This window comes from Cupriavidus gilardii, from assembly GCF_013314895.1.
Lineage (GTDB): Bacteria > Pseudomonadota > Gammaproteobacteria > Burkholderiales > Burkholderiaceae > Cupriavidus > Cupriavidus gilardii_C.
On sequence record NZ_JABTYE010000002.1, the window covers coordinates 349,726 to 366,594 of the forward strand.

General features: G+C 66.2%; 10 protein-coding genes. 7 read left to right on the plus strand and 3 right to left on the minus strand.

Going from position 1 to position 16,869, the window contains the following annotated elements; all coding sequences use genetic code 11:
• Positions 1-43: 43 nt before the first annotated feature.
• The gene (locus HTY53_RS03330; protein WP_174105022.1) at positions 44-7,060 is read left to right on the plus strand and encodes a non-ribosomal peptide synthetase; all 7,017 of its coding nucleotides are present in this window, start codon (positions 44-46) and stop codon (positions 7,058-7,060) included.
• Here the strand turns inward: HTY53_RS03330 and HTY53_RS03335 are convergent.
• Complete coding sequence (locus HTY53_RS03335) at positions 7,011-7,256, minus strand: hypothetical protein (protein ID WP_174105023.1); 246 nt, start codon at positions 7,254-7,256, stop codon at positions 7,011-7,013. The two genes, HTY53_RS03330 and HTY53_RS03335, sit on opposite strands and share 50 nt — an antisense overlap.
• A complete protein-coding gene (locus HTY53_RS03340) occupies positions 7,253-8,461 on the minus strand; it encodes a PepSY-associated TM helix domain-containing protein (protein ID WP_174105024.1) in 1,209 nt (402 codons plus the stop codon). Before HTY53_RS03340 ends, HTY53_RS03335 begins: the two co-directional genes overlap by 4 nt.
• Before the next feature lie 193 nt (positions 8,462-8,654).
• On the opposite strand from HTY53_RS03340, the gene HTY53_RS03345 reads away from it, so the two are divergent.
• Positions 8,655-9,734 (plus strand): GNAT family N-acetyltransferase, encoded by a 1,080-nt coding sequence (locus HTY53_RS03345; RefSeq protein WP_174105025.1) that lies wholly within the window; start codon positions 8,655-8,657, stop codon positions 9,732-9,734.
• A gap of 83 nt (positions 9,735-9,817) precedes the next feature.
• Here HTY53_RS03345 and HTY53_RS03350 read toward each other — a convergent pair whose 3' ends face one another.
• The gene (locus HTY53_RS03350) at positions 9,818-11,179 is read right to left on the minus strand and encodes a lysine N(6)-hydroxylase/L-ornithine N(5)-oxygenase family protein (RefSeq protein WP_217435466.1); all 1,362 of its coding nucleotides are present in this window, start codon (positions 11,177-11,179) and stop codon (positions 9,818-9,820) included.
• A 245-nt stretch (positions 11,180-11,424) separates the two neighbouring features.
• Here HTY53_RS03350 and HTY53_RS03355 point away from each other — a divergent pair, with 245 nt between their 5' ends.
• From HTY53_RS03355 to HTY53_RS03375, 5 genes are all read left to right on the plus strand, one after another.
• On the plus strand, positions 11,425-11,676 hold the full coding sequence (locus HTY53_RS03355; protein WP_174105026.1) for an MbtH family protein: 252 nt from the start codon (positions 11,425-11,427) through the stop codon (positions 11,674-11,676).
• Complete coding sequence (locus HTY53_RS03360) at positions 11,673-12,455, plus strand: thioesterase II family protein (RefSeq protein WP_174105027.1); 783 nt, start codon at positions 11,673-11,675, stop codon at positions 12,453-12,455. Before HTY53_RS03355 ends, HTY53_RS03360 begins: the two co-directional genes overlap by 4 nt.
• 11 nt (positions 12,456-12,466) lie before the next feature.
• Positions 12,467-13,303 (plus strand): 4'-phosphopantetheinyl transferase family protein, encoded by an 837-nt coding sequence (locus HTY53_RS03365; RefSeq protein ID WP_174105028.1) that lies wholly within the window; start codon positions 12,467-12,469, stop codon positions 13,301-13,303.
• Entirely contained in the window at positions 13,300-14,292 is a 993-nt protein-coding gene (locus HTY53_RS03370) for a TauD/TfdA family dioxygenase (RefSeq protein ID WP_174105029.1), read from the plus strand. Before HTY53_RS03365 ends, HTY53_RS03370 begins: the two co-directional genes overlap by 4 nt.
• Before the next feature lie 338 nt (positions 14,293-14,630).
• Entirely contained in the window at positions 14,631-16,772 is a 2,142-nt protein-coding gene (locus tag HTY53_RS03375) for an ankyrin repeat domain-containing protein (protein ID WP_174105030.1), read from the plus strand.
• The last annotated feature ends 97 nt before the right edge of the window (positions 16,773-16,869 follow it).

Sequence of the window (16,869 nt, forward strand, 5' to 3'; positions counted from 1 at the left end):
TCTAGAACGAGCTCTATACCGCTTGCTGCCTTTGAATCCAACCATGACGAATGCCACCGAACGACGCAAACAGGACATCGAGAGCATTGCGGCCCTGACCGCATTGCAGCAGGGCGTTCTGTTCCACGCACTGGAACGCGGCGACGGCGACCCCTATCACTATCAGCGCGTATTCGACATTCGCGGCGAGCTGGCGATCGATGATTTCGTCCGCGCCTGGCAATGGACCGCCGATCGGCATCAGGCTCTGCGCAGCGACTTTATCTGGGGCGAGAGCGACGTGCCGCTGCAGATTGCGTACAAGCGTCGGCCCGTTCAAGTCGAACAGGCCGATTGGCGCAGCATGCCGGCGGACGAGCAGCGCCGGCAACTCGAAGCCAGGCTCAGCGCGCAGCGGCGGGAGGGGTTCCCCTTCCGCCGAGCGGCGGATCTTCGGCTCTGTCTGGTCCGGGTCGAGGCACGGCGCTGGTGGCTGGTCTGGTCCTTCCATCATGTCGCGATGGACGGATGGAGCGTGGGCATGGCACTCAGTGACGTCCTTCAGTCGTATCTGGCGCTGCGTCGTGGCCAGCCGCTGCCCGCCACGGCGCCGCGTCCCTTCAGTGCCTATCTGCAGTGGCTGGGCCAGCGCGACAAGGCGGTGTCGGCAACCTATTGGCAGCAGGCGCTGGCCGACGTGGAAGTGCCGACGCCGCTGCCGGCCAGTGCGACGGAGGTCGGCCGCTCCGGCTATGCGGAACAAAAACTGTCGCTGTCGCCGACCCTCAGCGAAACCGCGCGCGCACTGGCGCGGCAAGCAGGCGTCACCGTCAATACGCTGGTGCAGGGGCTGTGGGCCTGGACGCTGGCACGGCATGGCGCCAGTCACGACGTGGTGTTCGGCACCACAGTGTCAGGTCGCTCCGGCGACTTCCCCGGGATCGAATCGATGGTGGGCCTGTTCATCAACACGATCCCGCTGCGTGTGCGCCTGCCGAGCGACCTGTCGATCCGGCAATGGTGGCGCGCCATTCAGCAACAGGCCGTGGAGAACCAGCAGCACGAACATATGCCGCTGCCGGACATCCAGCGGCTCGCACGACCGGGCGAAGGCGGCGCGCTGTTCGACAGCATCGTGGTGTTCGAGAACTATCCGGTCGACGCGGCGCTGAAACAGCGGCAGGGCGAGATCGACATCCGCTTGCTCGGCGCCGCCGCCAGGCAGGACGGTGCCGAATTTGTCATCAGTGGCCGCAATAACTATCCGCTGAGCCTGATCGCGGCGATGGACGAGTGCCTGCATCTGACGCTCGCCTACCAGCGCGATCGCTTCGCCGACCGGGACATCACGGCATTGCTGGGCCGGATGGAACAGGCCATGCAACGTATGCTCGCCGATCCCGACCAATGCCTTGGACAAATCGGAATCGCCGGGGACGGCGGCGTGCTGGTCGCTGAATCGGTCGAGGGAGCGTTGCCGGATGTCCTGGCTGCCTGGCGGAGCGGCGTCGTGGCGGATCCTTCCGCGATTGCGCTGCGATATGAGGATCAGACGCTGACGCGTGGCGAGACCGATCGGCTGGCCAATGGGATTGCGGCGGCGCTGGTAGAACGCGGCATTGGGCGCGAGACGCGGATTGGGCTTTGTGTCGAGCGCTCTCCCTCGTTCGTTACTGGACTGCTGGGCATCCTGAAGGCTGGCGCGGTTTGCGTTCCGCTCGATCCAGCGCAGCCAGCGGAGCGCTTGCGGCAGTTGCTGGACGACGCTGGCGCCGGCGTTGTGGTCGGCTCGGTACCGGGCTTCGATTGCATCGATCCGGCATCGGTGGCACCAGCGGACGACGCTCCTTCCGTCTCGCTGCTTTCGGGTCAGGCCGCTTACCTGATCTACACCTCGGGCTCCACCGGCACCCCAAAGGGCGTGCTGGTCAGCCACGATGCGCTGGCGCATTACGTGTCGGGCGTGCTGCATCGGCTGCAGTTGCCTGCCGATGCCTCGATGGCGATGGTCTCGACCACCGCCGCCGACCTCGGCCATACCGTGCTGTTCGGCGCCCTCTGCAGCGGCCGCACCTTGCATCTGATCTCGCGTGAGCGTGGCTTCGATCCCGATCGGTTTGCGGAGTACATGGCGCGGCATCGCGTCGGTGTACTCAAGATTGTCCCGAGCCATCTGCGCGGGTTGTTGCAGGCCCGTCAACCTGCCGATGTCCTGCCCGAGCAGGCACTGATCCTCGGCGGCGAGGCGACCTCTGCCGAACTGGCTCGAACGATCCGCGACCTGAAGCCGCACTGCCGGCTGTTCAACCACTATGGCCCGACCGAGACGACGGTCGGCGTACTGACGCACGAGGCGGTGACCTTGCCCGAACGGCAGCTGCCCACCGGCACGCCGCTGCCCGGTTCTCGCGTCTATGTGCTCGATGCCGACCTGAACCCGGTGCCGGCCGGTATCGTTGGCGAACTCTATATCGCCGGACCGCAACTGGCACGCGGCTACCTCGGCCGCCCCGGCCTGACCGCCGAGCGCTTCGTGCCCGATCCCTTCACCGACGGCGCACGGATGTACCGCACCGGCGACCGCGTCAGGCAAGATGCGGAAGGCCGAATCGAATACCTCGGCCGCCAGGACGAACAGGTCAAGATCCGCGGCTACCGCGTCGAGCTCGGCGAGATCGCGCATCTGCTGCGGTCGCAGCGGGGCGTCAAGGACGCCGCCGTGATCGTTTACGAGGATCGGCTGGTCGCCTACTGCGTGCTGCAGGGCACGGACACCACGACGCTAAAGACCGAACTCAAGGCGCAACTACCCGACCACATGGTCCCGGCTCAGCTGATCGCGCGCGACCGGCTCCCGGTCACGCCAAACGGCAAGCTCGATCGCCGCGCGCTGCCCGCCCCCGTGTGGGAAGCCCAAGGCTACGTCGCCCCGCGCAACGAGATCGAAACCCTGCTCGCGCAGGTCTGGCAGGAGGTGCTTGGCGTCGAGCAGGTCGGCATGCATGACAATTTCTTCGAGCTTGGGGGCGATTCGATTCTGTCGTTGAAGCTGATCGCCCGGCTGAAGAAGGCCGGTCACAAGCTATTGCCCAAGCAGGTATTTGCTAACCCGGTACTGAGCGACCTTGCGCAGGCGATCGCGACGAATCAGGATGCCGCTGCGCCCTCCGCAGTGACGGTGGATCGCTCGCCGGCGCGGGTCGATCGCAGCGGTCCGATCCCGTTGTCCTGGGCCCAGCAACGGCTATGGTTTCTGTGGCAATGGAACCGCAATAGCGCCACATACAACATTCCGCGAGCGGTACGCCTGCGCGGCAACCTCGATCGGTCGGCGCTACAGCGGACCTTCGACGCACTGGTGGAGCGGCACGAGAGCCTGCGCACCACCTTCCATCAGGAGGGCGAGCTGGCGGTGCAGCGTATCCATCCGCCTTCTTCGCTGCCCATCGCCGTCGGCGATCTGCGCGACGCCGACCCGGCGCAGCGTGATGTTGCTGTGCAATCGATGGTCGACGCCGAAGCCCAGACGCCGTTCGACCTCGAACAGGGACCGCTGCTGCGCGTGCGCCTGCTGCGGCTGGCCGACGACGACCACATACTTTTGGTCACCATGCACCATATCGTCTCCGACGGCTGGTCCATGAACGTGGTGATCGACGAGTTCGCCCGGCTCTATGCGGGCTTCGTCAGCGGCCTGCCGGCTCAACTCGCTCCACTGCCGATTCAATACGCCGACTATGCGGCGTGGCAGAAGCAATGGCTCGAAGCCGGCGAACTCGAGCGGCAGCTGCGCTACTGGAAATCGCATCTGGCCGACGATGGCACCGTCGTGCTGGAACTGCCGACGGACCGGCCACGCCCGGCGGTGCCGAGCCACCGCGGCGGCGCCGTCTCGTTTTCGCTCGATGCCGACCTGTCGGCGAAGCTGCGCGCCCTCGCCCGCAGCGCCGACACGACGCTCTTCACCGTGCTGCTGGCCGCCTTCCAGGTGCTGCTCTACCGCTACACCGGCCAGCGCGACCTGCGCATCGGCGTGCCGGTGGCCAACCGCAACCGCGTCGAAACCGAAGGCGTGGTCGGCTTTTTCGTCAACACGCAGGTCCTGCGCACCGAGATCGACGGCAGCATGGCATTCGACGCGGTACTGGCCCGTGCCCGCGAGTCGGTGCTGCAAGCGCAGGCGCATCAGGAGCTGCCGTTCGAGCAATTGGTCGAGGCGCTGCAACCCGAGCGCGACCCGTCACGCAATCCGCTGTTCCAGGTCATGCTGAACCATCAGCGGCGCGACCGCAGCATCGCGCAACGACTTCCGGGATTGCAGCTGGAACCGGTGGAGCGATCGGTCCGATCGACCAAAGTGGACCTGTCCCTCGATACGCAGGAGGACCAGACCGGCGCGGTGTTCGGTGCCATGGGATATGCATGCGATCTGTTCGACCACCGTACGGTGGAACGGATGCTGGCGCACTACCTTGGCATCCTCGATCAGATGGCGTCCGGGCCTGGCGTTCGCGTTGGCGGATTTATGCTGAACGGCCAGGATGAAGGAAGGCTGATCGGTGAGGCGGTGGTGTCCGCGCCGGCCGGTGTGCTGGCGGCATGGCGGCGCAACGTGGAGGCGGATCCTTCCGCCATTGCGATGCGATATGAGGACCAGACGCTGACTCGCCGCGAGAGCGATCGACTGGCGAATGGGATCGCCACGGCGCTGGTCGAGCGCGGCATCGGGCGCGAAACGCGGGTTGGGCTTTGTGTCGAGCGCTCTCCCTCGTTCGTTACTGGACTGCTGGGCATCCTGAAGGCTGGCGCGGTTTGCGTTCCGCTCGATCCGGCCCAGCCCGCCGAGCGGTTGCGGCAGTTGCTGGACGACGCTGGCGCCGGCGTTGTGGTCGGCTCCGTGCCGGGCTTCGAGTGCATCGATCCGGCATCGGTGGCACCAGCGGACGACGCTCCTTCCGTCTCGCTGCTTTCGGGTCAGGCCGCTTACCTGATCTACACCTCGGGCTCCACTGGCACCCCGAAGGGCGTGGTCGTCAGCCACGATGCGCTGGCGCATTACGTGTCGGGCGTGCTGCATCGGCTGCAACTGCCTGCGGACGCCTCCTTGGCGATGGTCTCGACCACCGCCGCCGACCTTGGCCATACCGTGCTGTTCGGCGCCCTCTGCAGCGGCCGCACCTTGCATCTGATCTCGCGCGAGCGTGGCTTCGATCCCGATCGTTTCGCGGAGTACATGGCGCGGCATCGCGTCGGTGTACTCAAGATTGTCCCGAGCCATCTGCGCGGGTTGTTGCAGGCCCGTCAACCTGCCGATGTCCTGCCCGAGCAGGCGCTGATCCTCGGCGGCGAGGCAACCTCTGCCGAACTGGCTCGAACGATCCGCGACCTGAAGCCGCACTGCCGGTTGTTCAATCACTACGGGCCCACAGAGACGACGGTCGGCGTACTGACGCACGAGGCGGTGACCTTGCCCGAACGGCAGCTGCCCACAGGCACGCCGCTGCCGGGCTCCCGCGTCTATGTGCTCGATGCCGACCTGAACCCGGTGCCGGCCGGGATCGTCGGAGAGCTCTATATCACCGGGCCGCAACTGGCACGCGGCTACCTCGGTCGTCCCGGCCTGACCGCCGAGCGCTTCGTGCCCGATCCCTTCACCGACGGCGCACGGATGTACCGCACCGGCGACCGCGTCAGGCAAGATGCGGAAGGCCGAATCGAATACCTCGGCCGCCAGGACGAACAGGTCAAGATCCGCGGCTACCGCGTCGAGCTCGGCGAGATCGCGCATCTGCTGCGGTCGCAAGCCGGTGTCAAGGACGCCGCCGTGATCGTTCACGAGGACCGGCTGGTCGCCTACTGTGTGCTGCAGGGCACGGACACCACGACGCTAAAGACAGAACTCAAGGCGCAACTGCCCGACCACATGGTCCCGGCTCAGCTCATCGCGCTCGACCGGCTCCCGGTCACGCCAAACGGCAAGCTCGATCGCCGCGCGCTGCCCGCGCCCGTGTGGGAAGCCCAAGGCTACGTCGCCCCGCGCAACGAGATCGAAACCCTGCTCGCGCAGGTCTGGCAGGAGGTGCTTGGCGTCGAGCAGGTCGGCATCCATGACAACTTCTTCGAGCTCGGCGGCCATTCACTGCTTTGCCTGCAGGTGCTGACGCGCCTGCGTGCCGCGACCGGCGCCGGTCTGGCGATCGAGCTGCGGCATCTGATGGAACACCAGACCATTGCGTCGCTGTGCCAGGTGCTCGGCGGCGCCGATGCCGCGCAGCATCGGCCTGTGCCATTGAATCGGCGTTCCGGCGATACGCCGCCGCTGTTCTGCGTGCATGCGTCGTTCGGCAATGTGTTCGACTACACGCCGCTGGCCCGCGCGCTGGAGGGCACCTGCACGGTCCATGGGCTGGCCTGCCCTCCGCTCGGCACGTTCGACTCGCTCGAACATCTTGCCCATCTGCACGTGATGGCGATCCGGTCGGTACAACCCACGGGACCCTATCGGCTGCTGGGATGGTCGCTCGGTGGCGCACTGGCGGCGCGAATGGCCGCCATCCTGGAGGACGCCGGCGAAACCGTGGCCTTCCTCGGCCTGGTGGACAGCCTGGTGCCGCGCCATGGAACGACGCCGGTCAGGCAGCGTGGCTCGATCGACGAACTCTACGATTATCTGTTGCAGCTGTTCCCGCAGTTGGCGGACAGCGGCTTTGCGGCCGAGCTGGCGAGCGCGCGGGCGCAACTGGAAGGTGCAGCGCTGGTTGAGCATCTGATCCGGCGCGCCTTCGCGCTGGCCGGCGGCGCGGAGCACGCGGGCCCGGACGAGCTGTCACGGATGTTCGCCACCGCCGAACGGCTGCGTGAACTCAGTCACGACATGTCGCTGCAGGGGCTGCGCGTGGCGCCGACCTGCTGGTGGGCCGGTGACCGCGCCGACGACGACATCGATCGGCTGGTGGCGATGCTGGAACGGCAGCCGGCCTATTCGCAGCGTGTCACGGCCACGCACCTGGGGATCGTGCGGGCGCCGGCCTTTATCGACGGGCTGCGCGATCGACTGGAGGCTGTGCCGGCGAACGGTTGACGCCGCGCTCGGTAGACGAGGCGGCCGGGATCAGCGCATACCAGAGCCCGGCCGCGGTCATGGCACCCAACGCCAGCCACGAGACCCAGTCCCAAACCCCGTCCGCAAACAGCGCGGCGGCCAGGCCGACGCAACCGGCGATGGCCAGCACGATCGGCATGCCATAGATCCACAGGAAAGTCCCCGGCGTTTTCATCGGCTGGCTCCGGTCTGGGTCACCGCGGCAACCGCGGGGGCGGCGCGTTCGGCGGTACGCTGTTCGTCTTCCATCTTGCGCAGCCGCGCATTGGTGGTGCGGGTGCGGCCGACCCACAAATAAATGCCGCTGCCGAGCAGCACGATCGTGATGACATCGAGGATGGCCCACAGGATCTTCAGCGGCATCGCGCCGTAGTCGCCGAAATGCAGCGGCCCGGAGATCCGCAGCGCGGCGACGTACCAGGGCATCTCCCGCTTGGCCGCGAAGGCGCCGGTCTGCGCGTCGATCAGCACCGGCTTGATCAGACGCGAGGTGATATGGGCGTCGCCGCGCATGAAGACCGCGTAGTGATGGTTGCCGGCCAGCGGCGTGCCGGGGAAGGCGACGAAGGCGGTGGTCATGTCCGGTTCCTCGGCCTTGGCCAGCGCGATCGCGGCGTCGAGCGAGGCCAGCTTGTCAGGCGACGCGGCCACGGTGGTCGACGAGCCCGCCTTGGCCGCGAACGGCGCAACCATCGCCTTCAGTTCGGTGGCCTGCCAGAAGCTGTAGGTCGGCTTGGCCAGCGTCAGCAGCACGCCGGTCAAACCGACCACGAAGGCCCACGACAGCGTGGCCATGCCCAGCACGTTATGCAGGTCCAGCCATTTGAGCCGCGTCGACCGTTCGCGGCGCACCGTGCCGAACGGCAGCTTCTTCATCAGCGGACCATAGACGACGATGCCCGAGACAATCGAGATCACGAACAGCAGGCCCATGAAGCCGAGGAACAGCGTGCCGGCCAGACCTGCGAACAAGTCGGTATGCAGCTTCACCATGATCAGCATGAAGCCCGAGCGCAACGGCGTATCGCGCAGCAGGTCGCCGGTCCGCGCGTCGTAGGTCAACAGTGCCCCGCCCTGACGCGGCGCCTCCCGGGAGGACAGCGACACGAACCACACCGGCTCCTCGTCGTCGGCAGTGACAAAGCGGACCGCCGTGCCCGGGCGCCGCTCCAGTGCGTCGGCGACGATGCGATCGACCGGGACCCGCCCGGCATCGGCTGGCAACTCCGGCGCCTCGACCCCATTGCCGAGCCAGTGGTCGATCTCGTGCCCGAAGATCAGCGGCAGGCCGGTCAGGCACAGCAGCAGCAGGAAGACGGTGCAGATCAGGCTGGTCCATTTGTGGACCAGGTACCAGATGCGGAACGTTCGGATATGCATGGTGGCTGGCGCCCGGCGGCGGTTTATCCCTATTTGCGAATGATTCGCATTCTATATGTGTCTGGCCGGGGCCGGATAGCCTACGGGCGCAGGTCTCGGGGCGGCTTGTCCCATCGGCTAAATTTCGCGCCCCGCCCACCGTCTCTCCAGCACCGGTCGAACGCCTTTGCCGGCCATCACCATGGAGAACATCATGCCGATCGAACAGACGGTCAGCGCGGCCGCCCCGTTCCAGGGATTCCGCTCCTTCGAGGTGCGCGGCGATGCCCTGGAATCGTCGCTGGAAGCCGGGCGGCTGGAGGTACGTGACGTCCGCCGCAACGAACCGCTTGCGGCCTTCGCCGTCGCGTCCGGACCCCGCCTGGTGCTGCGCCTCGCTGAGTCCTTTGCCGATACCGAAGCGTCCGCCGATGCCACGATCGCGGCGCTCGAGGCGATCACGACGCAATGGGGCGCCACCGAGATCAATGTCGATATCGAGCACCAGCCGACGCGGGCGTTGCTGCATCGGCGCGGCGTGGTGCGTCCGCACAGCGACGGCGACCGCTGCGATGCCGCGATGCTGTGGCAGTACGCGCCGCTGTGGCTGGGCGGTCGTTCCGAAGCGCCCTATCCGCTGCGCTATGCGATGACGGGCGAGAAGCGCCATCCGGTACGTCCGCCGAAACCGGCGGGCACCGTCTACGCGCGTTATATCCCCTGGTTGCGCCGCACCTTCACGCTGCACGCCGCCACCGTCGAGCACGACCTTGCCAGCCTGCACCGCTGGATGAACGATCCAGACGTTGCCCACTTCTGGCAGGAGGAAGGCGATGAGGAAAAGCACCGGCGCTATCTGCAAGGGCTGATCGACGATCCGCACATGCTGCCGCTGATCGCGTCAATCGATGGCACGCCGTTCGGCTACTTCGAGGTCTATTGGGCCAAGGAGAACCGCATCGCCCCGTTCTACGACGCCAACGACTACGACCGCGGCTGGCACGTGCTGATCGGCGAGCCGGCGTTCCGCGGCAAGGCCTTCCTGACGGCGTGGTTCCCGGCCATCCAGCATTTCCAGTTCCTCGACGATCCGCGCACGCAGCGCATCGTCGGCGAACCGCGCTCGGACCATCACCGCCAGATCGCCAATCTGGATCGCGCCGGCTTCTCGAAGGTCAAGCTGTTCGATTTCCCGCACAAGCGGGCCATGCTGGTGATGCTGCTGCGCGAACGGTTTTTCGGCGAGCATCTGTACCTGCCCGCGGACCGGGACGGGCTGGAAACGGCGTCCTGAACGACTGACGGCCGGTTTGCGCCGGCCGCCTTGCCGATATCGGCAGGGAAGGCGCCGGCGCAAACCGGCAACCCCGCACGCGGCTATGCCGTGCCAACCAGCGGCCGCGACTCGATCGGCTCCGCCACGACTTGCATCGCCTCACGGCCGGCCTGCATCTCGTTCTCCAGCACCGCCTCGGCGATCTCGTGCGAGCGCACGGCCAGTACCGACAGCAAGGTATCGCTGAGGCCGTGGCTGTCCTCGCAGCATCCCTGCAGGAAAATCTGCGGCAGGCAGCGTGCCGAAGTCTGCAGCCGATAGTGACGGTCGACGCGGAAGCCCTCGCCGATCAGCGAGGCCAGCGGCGCCAGCATGCGCTCGTGCGCCTGGCGCCGATAGCCGGTGGCCAGCACCACCAGATCGAACTGCTGGCGCTGCACGGCGCCATTGGCACGGTCGCGCAGCACGCAGGCAATGCCGTCCGGCTGCGGCGCGGCCGCCTCGATGTCCTTGCCCGGCAGCAGCTGGTGCTGCGATCTGCCGACCACCTGCTGCTGATAGAACAGCTGATAGATGCGCTCGATCAGGTCGAGGTCGACCACCGAGTAGTTGGTATTGCGGTATTCCTGCAGCATCTGTTGCCGGCGTTCGCCCGGTTGCCGATAGATGAAGTCGGTGAAGCCGGGGCTGAAGATCTCGTTGACGAACGGGCTGTCGTCCGACGGCTTCAGCGCGCCGCCGCGCATCACCATCGCGACCTGCGCGGCCGGGAAGCGCTTGACCAGGTCCATGAAGACCTCGGCCGCGCTCTGCCCGCCACCGACTACCGCGATCCGCCGCGGCGCCGTGTCGTCACGATACTGGGCGATCCGGTCCAGGTAGCCGGAGGAATGCACCACGCGCGCATCGCGCCAGCCACGGAAGGCCGCGGGCACCTGTGGCTCGCCGCCGACGCCCAGCACCAGATTGCGGGTCAGGCGCTCATGGATACGCCCGTCCGCGCTCCGTGAGCGGACACGCAGCCGTTGCACCACGCCATCGGCCGGCTCCGGAAGCACGTCGACCACCTCTTCGCCGTAGTGGCAACGCTCGCCGAAATGCGAAGCCACCCACGCCAGGTAATCGTTGAACTCGATCCGGCTGGGGAAGAAGGTTTTCAGATTGATGAACGCTTCGAGCCGCCCCCGGCTGTGCAGATAGTTGATGAAGGTATAGGGGCTGCGCGGATTGCGCAGCGTCGCCAGATCCTTCAGGAAGGAAATCTGCATATCGGTGTCGTCCAGCAGCATGCCGCCATGCCAGACGAAATCGGGCTTGCGCTCGATAAAGGCATAGCGCGGCGGCCATGCGGTGCGAGCCGCGGCCGCGGCACCGGCGCGCTCTTCCATCGCAATGGCCAGCGCGAGATTCGATGGTCCGAAGCCGATGCCGAGTAGGTCGTATTCCAAAGCACTGCTTGTCATCTGATGCCCCTTGCGGTGGGAGTTCGGCGACCGACGCAGCGGCCGACCCGCGTCGTCATGCGGGATATCCGATGTGACGAACCGGGGCACACGATATTTAGATTTTCAGATTCGAACCGGCAATTGCCAACGCAAGCCTGCCACTGTCTCTCGACTAAATTTGCCCCGTCGCGGTCCGTCTTGTTGTCACAGGCGTTCGCATCGACGTCGCCACTGCCACGCATCCAGTCAGACGAGGACACATCATGAGCTTCGACAGCGACACCCTGCTGTTCCAGGTCGTCATCAACCCGGAAGAGCAGTATTCGATCTGGCCCGATTACCGCCCGATCCCGGCGGGCTGGCGGGCCGTGGGCTTCAGCGGCCAACGCCGGCAATGCCTGGAATACATCGAGACCCACTGGACCGATATGCGGCCGGCAAGCCTGCGTGCCGCGATGGACGGGCATGCAGCGGCCGGCGTCGAGGCCCAGGCGAGCGATACGGCGGCACGATGACGGCGATCGGGCCGGTCACGCTGTGGTGCCTGCCCAATGCCGGCGCGGGCGCCGCCGCCTATGCCGGATGGCGCCGCGCCGCACCGGCCGGGCTGACGATCCGGCCACTGGAGCTGCCCGGCCGGGGCACCCGGATCGGGCAGCCCCTGTGCGAATCGTTCGATGCGCTGTGCGACCTGCTGGAGCAGGAGGTACGCCAGCAACGGCTGCTGGCCAGGTCGAACCATCGGCATGCGTTGTTCGGCCATAGCATGGGCGCGCTGCTTGCCTACGAGCTTGCGCACCGCTGGCAGATGCAGGGCCATCCGCCATGTGCGCTGCTGGTGTCGGGTTGTCCGGCACCGCGCCTGCGTGACCCGAACCGCTTCACCGGACCGCTGGACGATGCGGCCCTGATGGACCATTTGCGCGCACTCGACGGCACGCCGCCGGCGCTGCTGGAACACGAGGAAATGATGGCGCTGACCTTGCCGGTGCTGCGCGCCGACTTCCGCGTCTGCGCCAGCTACCGCCATCGCGAGCGGCCGTTGCTGCGCTGTCCGCTGCATGCCTTCGGCGGCCGCGGCGATCGCAGCGTGGGCGGCGCAGTTGCGGGTTGGGGCCACGAGACCGCCGCGGCCTTCACGCTGGACTGGTACGACGGCGGCCACTTCTTCCTGCGCGAGCACACCGCATCGATGCTGGCGCGAATTGGCACGCAGCTTGGCGTATCGGCCGAGCCGGCCACGATGTCTGCGGACAGCGCTGCCAACACTATCGTGGAGGCCGGCACATGGTAACGTCGGAACCGATGGCCGTACCGCTGCCCGCGCCGCTCGCGCGCTTCGACATGCGCGTCTGGCGGTTGGACATCGACATCCGGGCCGAACCTGCGCCCGGTGACCTGGCGGTCCTGTCGCCGCCGGAAGTGGCACGGCTGCGCGCCTACCGCCGCGGCGCCGACCGGGCCCGCTTTGCCGCGGTACGCGGCGCGTTGCGGCGCTTGCTCGGCGCGCTTCTCGATCTTGCGCCGTGGCAAGTGCCGTTGGAGGCCGACCCTCGAGGCAAACCGATATTGCCGCGAGCCATCCACGACGCGCCCGGATTCAATGTCTCGCACAGCGGCGGGGTCGGATTGATCGCCATCGCCACCGATCCCGCCATCGCTTCGCTCGGTGTCGACATCGAACAATGCCGCCCGGTAGAGCCGCTGGCGCTGGCCGCATCGGCGTTTGCGCCCGACGACCAGACCATGCTGCACGGCTGCCATCCCGCCCTGCGGCTGGATCGCTTCTATGCGCTGTGGACCGCGCGCGAAGCCTTGACCAAGGCAGCCGGCACGGGCATCGCCGATGCCCGATGGCAGCAGGTCGCTCTGCAGGGGTCGGGCGATGGACGCTGGCGCCCGCACGGTCCGCGCGCAGGGCTGCCGACCGCCGCGGCGGCAAGGCATCCGGCGCAGGCCTGCGAGATTGTCTCGCTGCCGTGCCAACCCAACGCGGGCGACACGCGATATCGCGCCGCAGTGGCGCTGCTCACCCGGGCTCCCATTTCTCCCCTCGCCCCCACGCCTGTCCCGCAAGCGGCAGAGGCCAGGCACACCACCTCTGCACTTCCCGCCCAGGCTCTTCCGATGAGGACCGCATGACCGATCTGTCCACGCCTACCGCCGAGTCGCTGACCGCCGCGTCGTTGCCGCGCACGGCGGCGCTGCCCTTCACCATCGAGGCCGCCAGCGCCGGCGAACCGCTGATCGACGCGTTGCCACGGCTGCGCGCCCAGATCGAGGAACACCTGGGCACCACCGGTGGCGTGCTGCTGCGCGCCTTCGCCGTCGATGGCGCCGAGGGCTTCCGCGCCTTCGCCGCCGCCTTCGGCCATCCGCTGCTCAGCTACGAGTTCGGCTCCACACCGCGCAGCAAGGTGACCGGCGGCGTCTATACGTCCACCGAATACCCCGCGCACCAGTCGATCCCGCTGCACAACGAGCAGGCCTATACGCGCGAATGGCCGATGAAGATCTGGTTCTATTGCGAACGGGCCGCGCCGCAGGGCGGCGAAACGCCGATTGCCGACAGCCGCGCGATCTACCGCGCCATCGATGCCGGCACACGAGAGCGTTTTGCCACGCGGGGGCTTTGCTACGTGCGCAATTTTGGCAACGGCATGGACGTGCCGTGGCAACAAGTGTTCAACACCGAGGATCGCGGCGAGGTCGAAGCCTACTGCGCGCGGCATGGCATCGTCTGCGAATGGAAGGACGACGGCGAACTGCGCACGCGCCAGCGCGTGCAGGGCATCGCCCATCATCCGCGTACCGGCGACCCGGTCTGGTTCAATCAGGCGCACCTGTTCCACCTGTCGGCGCTGGCGCCGGAGATGCGCGAGGTGCTGCTCGATACGGTCGGCGAGGAGGACCTGCCGCGCAACGTCTACTACGGCGACGGCGCGCCGATTCCCGACGCCGAACTGAACGCGGTGCGCGCGGTGCTGGACGCGCACAAGATCGTCTTCCCATGGCGCGAGGGGGATGTGCTGATGCTCGACAACATGCTGACTGCCCATGCGCGCGAGCCGTTCAGCGGACCGCGCAAGGTCGTGGTGGCAATGGCCGAGCCGCACGGGGCACCGGCCTAGGATGGCCGGGGCTGCACCCTCGGTTTCGTCATTTCCGCGCGTGCAGGAATCCAGCATCTTTCGGGCCGCTAGGTCCACGCATTCGCGGGGATGACATCCAAGCCGCTCACGCGATAGCGACAGAGGAGAAGTTAAAAGAGAAGTTAAAAGATCTCACCGTCCGTGCGTACTGTCTCCGGTACTGCCGCATAGCATCGACATTTGAGTTTTCCCAGTGCCATCCGAAGGAAGACGACCTGTTCCGGGCCGTGCGGCGATATGACGCAAACGCGATACCGGCCGGGAACTCACAGACAACCGACTGCAAAGCCAGCTTCCACCCATACTGGAGATCCCGCATGCTATCCGCTACCGCGAAAGTACAGCCCGCCCGAATCCAAAGTGAGTCCAATTCCTCGTTTGCGACAGCCGCGCTGGCGGAATTTCGCGAGATGATCCAACGCAGAGGGTGCACGACTGCACTGCTGGAAAAAATATCGCGCCAGCCGGAATTGGCGACGATCAAGGACCCTTTCGGTTGGACCGCTTTGCATACGGCCCTTGCTCACTACGACGGTTGCGAAAGCAGCATCATCGAAGCCCTGTTGAGCGCTGGGGCCGATCCAAACGCGGCAATCGACACTGGCCAGACAGCCTTGATGTGCCACGCAAGGGCGCGGCCGTCGGCGGCCGACAAGGACAACGGCGCCACCTTCCAGACCCTGCTACGTGCCCAGGCAGATCCCAATGCCGCTGACCGCAACGGCACGACGGTCCTGATGTACTGGGCCGCAGAGCAGCACGGTGAGGCAATCCGCCAGTTGCTGGCGGCCGGCGCCGATCTCCACACCGTTGATTCCCGTGGCAAGACAGCGTTGATGTACGCGGCCGCGTCTGGCAACTCTCGCGCAATCGGGATATTGCTGGAGAATGGTGCAGATCCGAGGACCGTAGACAAGTACGGCTGGACCGCCTTGATGCATGCTGCCGAGAAAAAGCAGCGCCAAGCCGTCGAAGAACTACAGGTTCGCTACGTGATGCAGGGCCTGACGCTTACCGACGAGGAGCGGCAAGATCTGAGAGCAAAGGAGCTCCCGTTGCTCACCGTCGCTCAGGCCCGGGCGAGACATCGCCGACAGTGCGCGCTCCAGGCCGATGGCGGCTCACAGCCGACTGCTGCGGACCTGCGCGCGCTCCAGGAAGCCTTCGAGAACCGGAATGACGCCGCCCTGGCCGCGTTGATTGCCCGTAAGCCGGCACTAGCCAGGATAACGCCGGAGCCGTTCTTTCAACGCAGTGTTTTGCATGATGCCGTCACGAGAAAATGTGGTAGTCAGGTCATCGAGGCCCTACTCAACGCCGGGGCCGACATCGATGCAACCGCGAAATCGGGGGACACGCCATTGATGGACGCGCTGTCCGGCTCCAATTTCGATGCCGTATCCGCACTGCTTCACGCTGGTGCGGACACCGAAGTGACGAACGCTTGCGGCATGACGCCATTGATGTCTGCGGCTTCCTCTCCGATAAGGAAACTCGGTGCCATCCGCGCATTACTGGACGCCGGCGCCAACGTAGAGGCCGCCGACAAGAACGGAAAGACGGCGTTGTTGCACGCGGCCTCGATCTACTTCACCGACGGCATCACTGCCTTGATGCACGCCGGAGCCAGGCTCGATGCCAAGGACGCCGAGGGAAAGACTGCGCTGATGTGGGCGGCAACAACAGACTACGGCAACACGCACCTTGTGCCCGAATGCTGCGACGTCATCAATGCACTGTTGCGCACGGGAGCCAACTTGCGGGCCGTCGACAATAAGGGGCAGACGGCGTTGATGTGGGCGGCACAGACGGGTAATCGTTATGCGGCGGAGACCCTGCAAGTCGCCTACGCGGTTCGTCGGCTCGCGATGACGGAGGCCGAGACGCGCATGCTGACGGAGAAGCAAATCAAATTGCTCACTCCCGCCCAGGTACAGGCGCGTATCGCCGCATATCAGGCTTGGCAGACTCGACACGCGGCCCAGCCGGCTTCAACGACGACCGCGGCCACCGAGATACAAGAGCGTGTGCAGCCACTACCCGTACCGCCGTTGGAAGCGACCGACGCGCGCACGCCGCTCGACAACGCTCTCGCGCGGATCAAGGTGCTCGAGTCCGACAATGCCCGCTTGCGCACCATCATCGAGACCCTGTCCGCCGACAAGCGGTCGCTGACGCAACAACTCGCCGATACGGCGAAACAACTTGGTGATCTGCAAAGTCGGGCCACCGAACGCGAAACCGAGTGGAACCAGGAAACGACACGCTGGCATGCCGACAGGAGTTCCTTGGCACTGCGCCTGCAGGAACAGCAACGCCTACGGTCGACACAGATGAAAGTGGTGACCGATGAACGGGCTCGGCTCCAGACATTGCTTCGGTCACTGACTGACAGCGCATCGCAGTTGCAGAGCGCCATTGTGAATCTGGACACCGTGGGGGTCGATGATCCTCAATGACGGCCCGGTTTGCCCCGTGTCATGCAGGCGCTTTCCCGTCAATTCCGGCCTCGCGCGGGCGCTAACTCTTGCGCGACCTATCGCGTCGTCCCCGCGC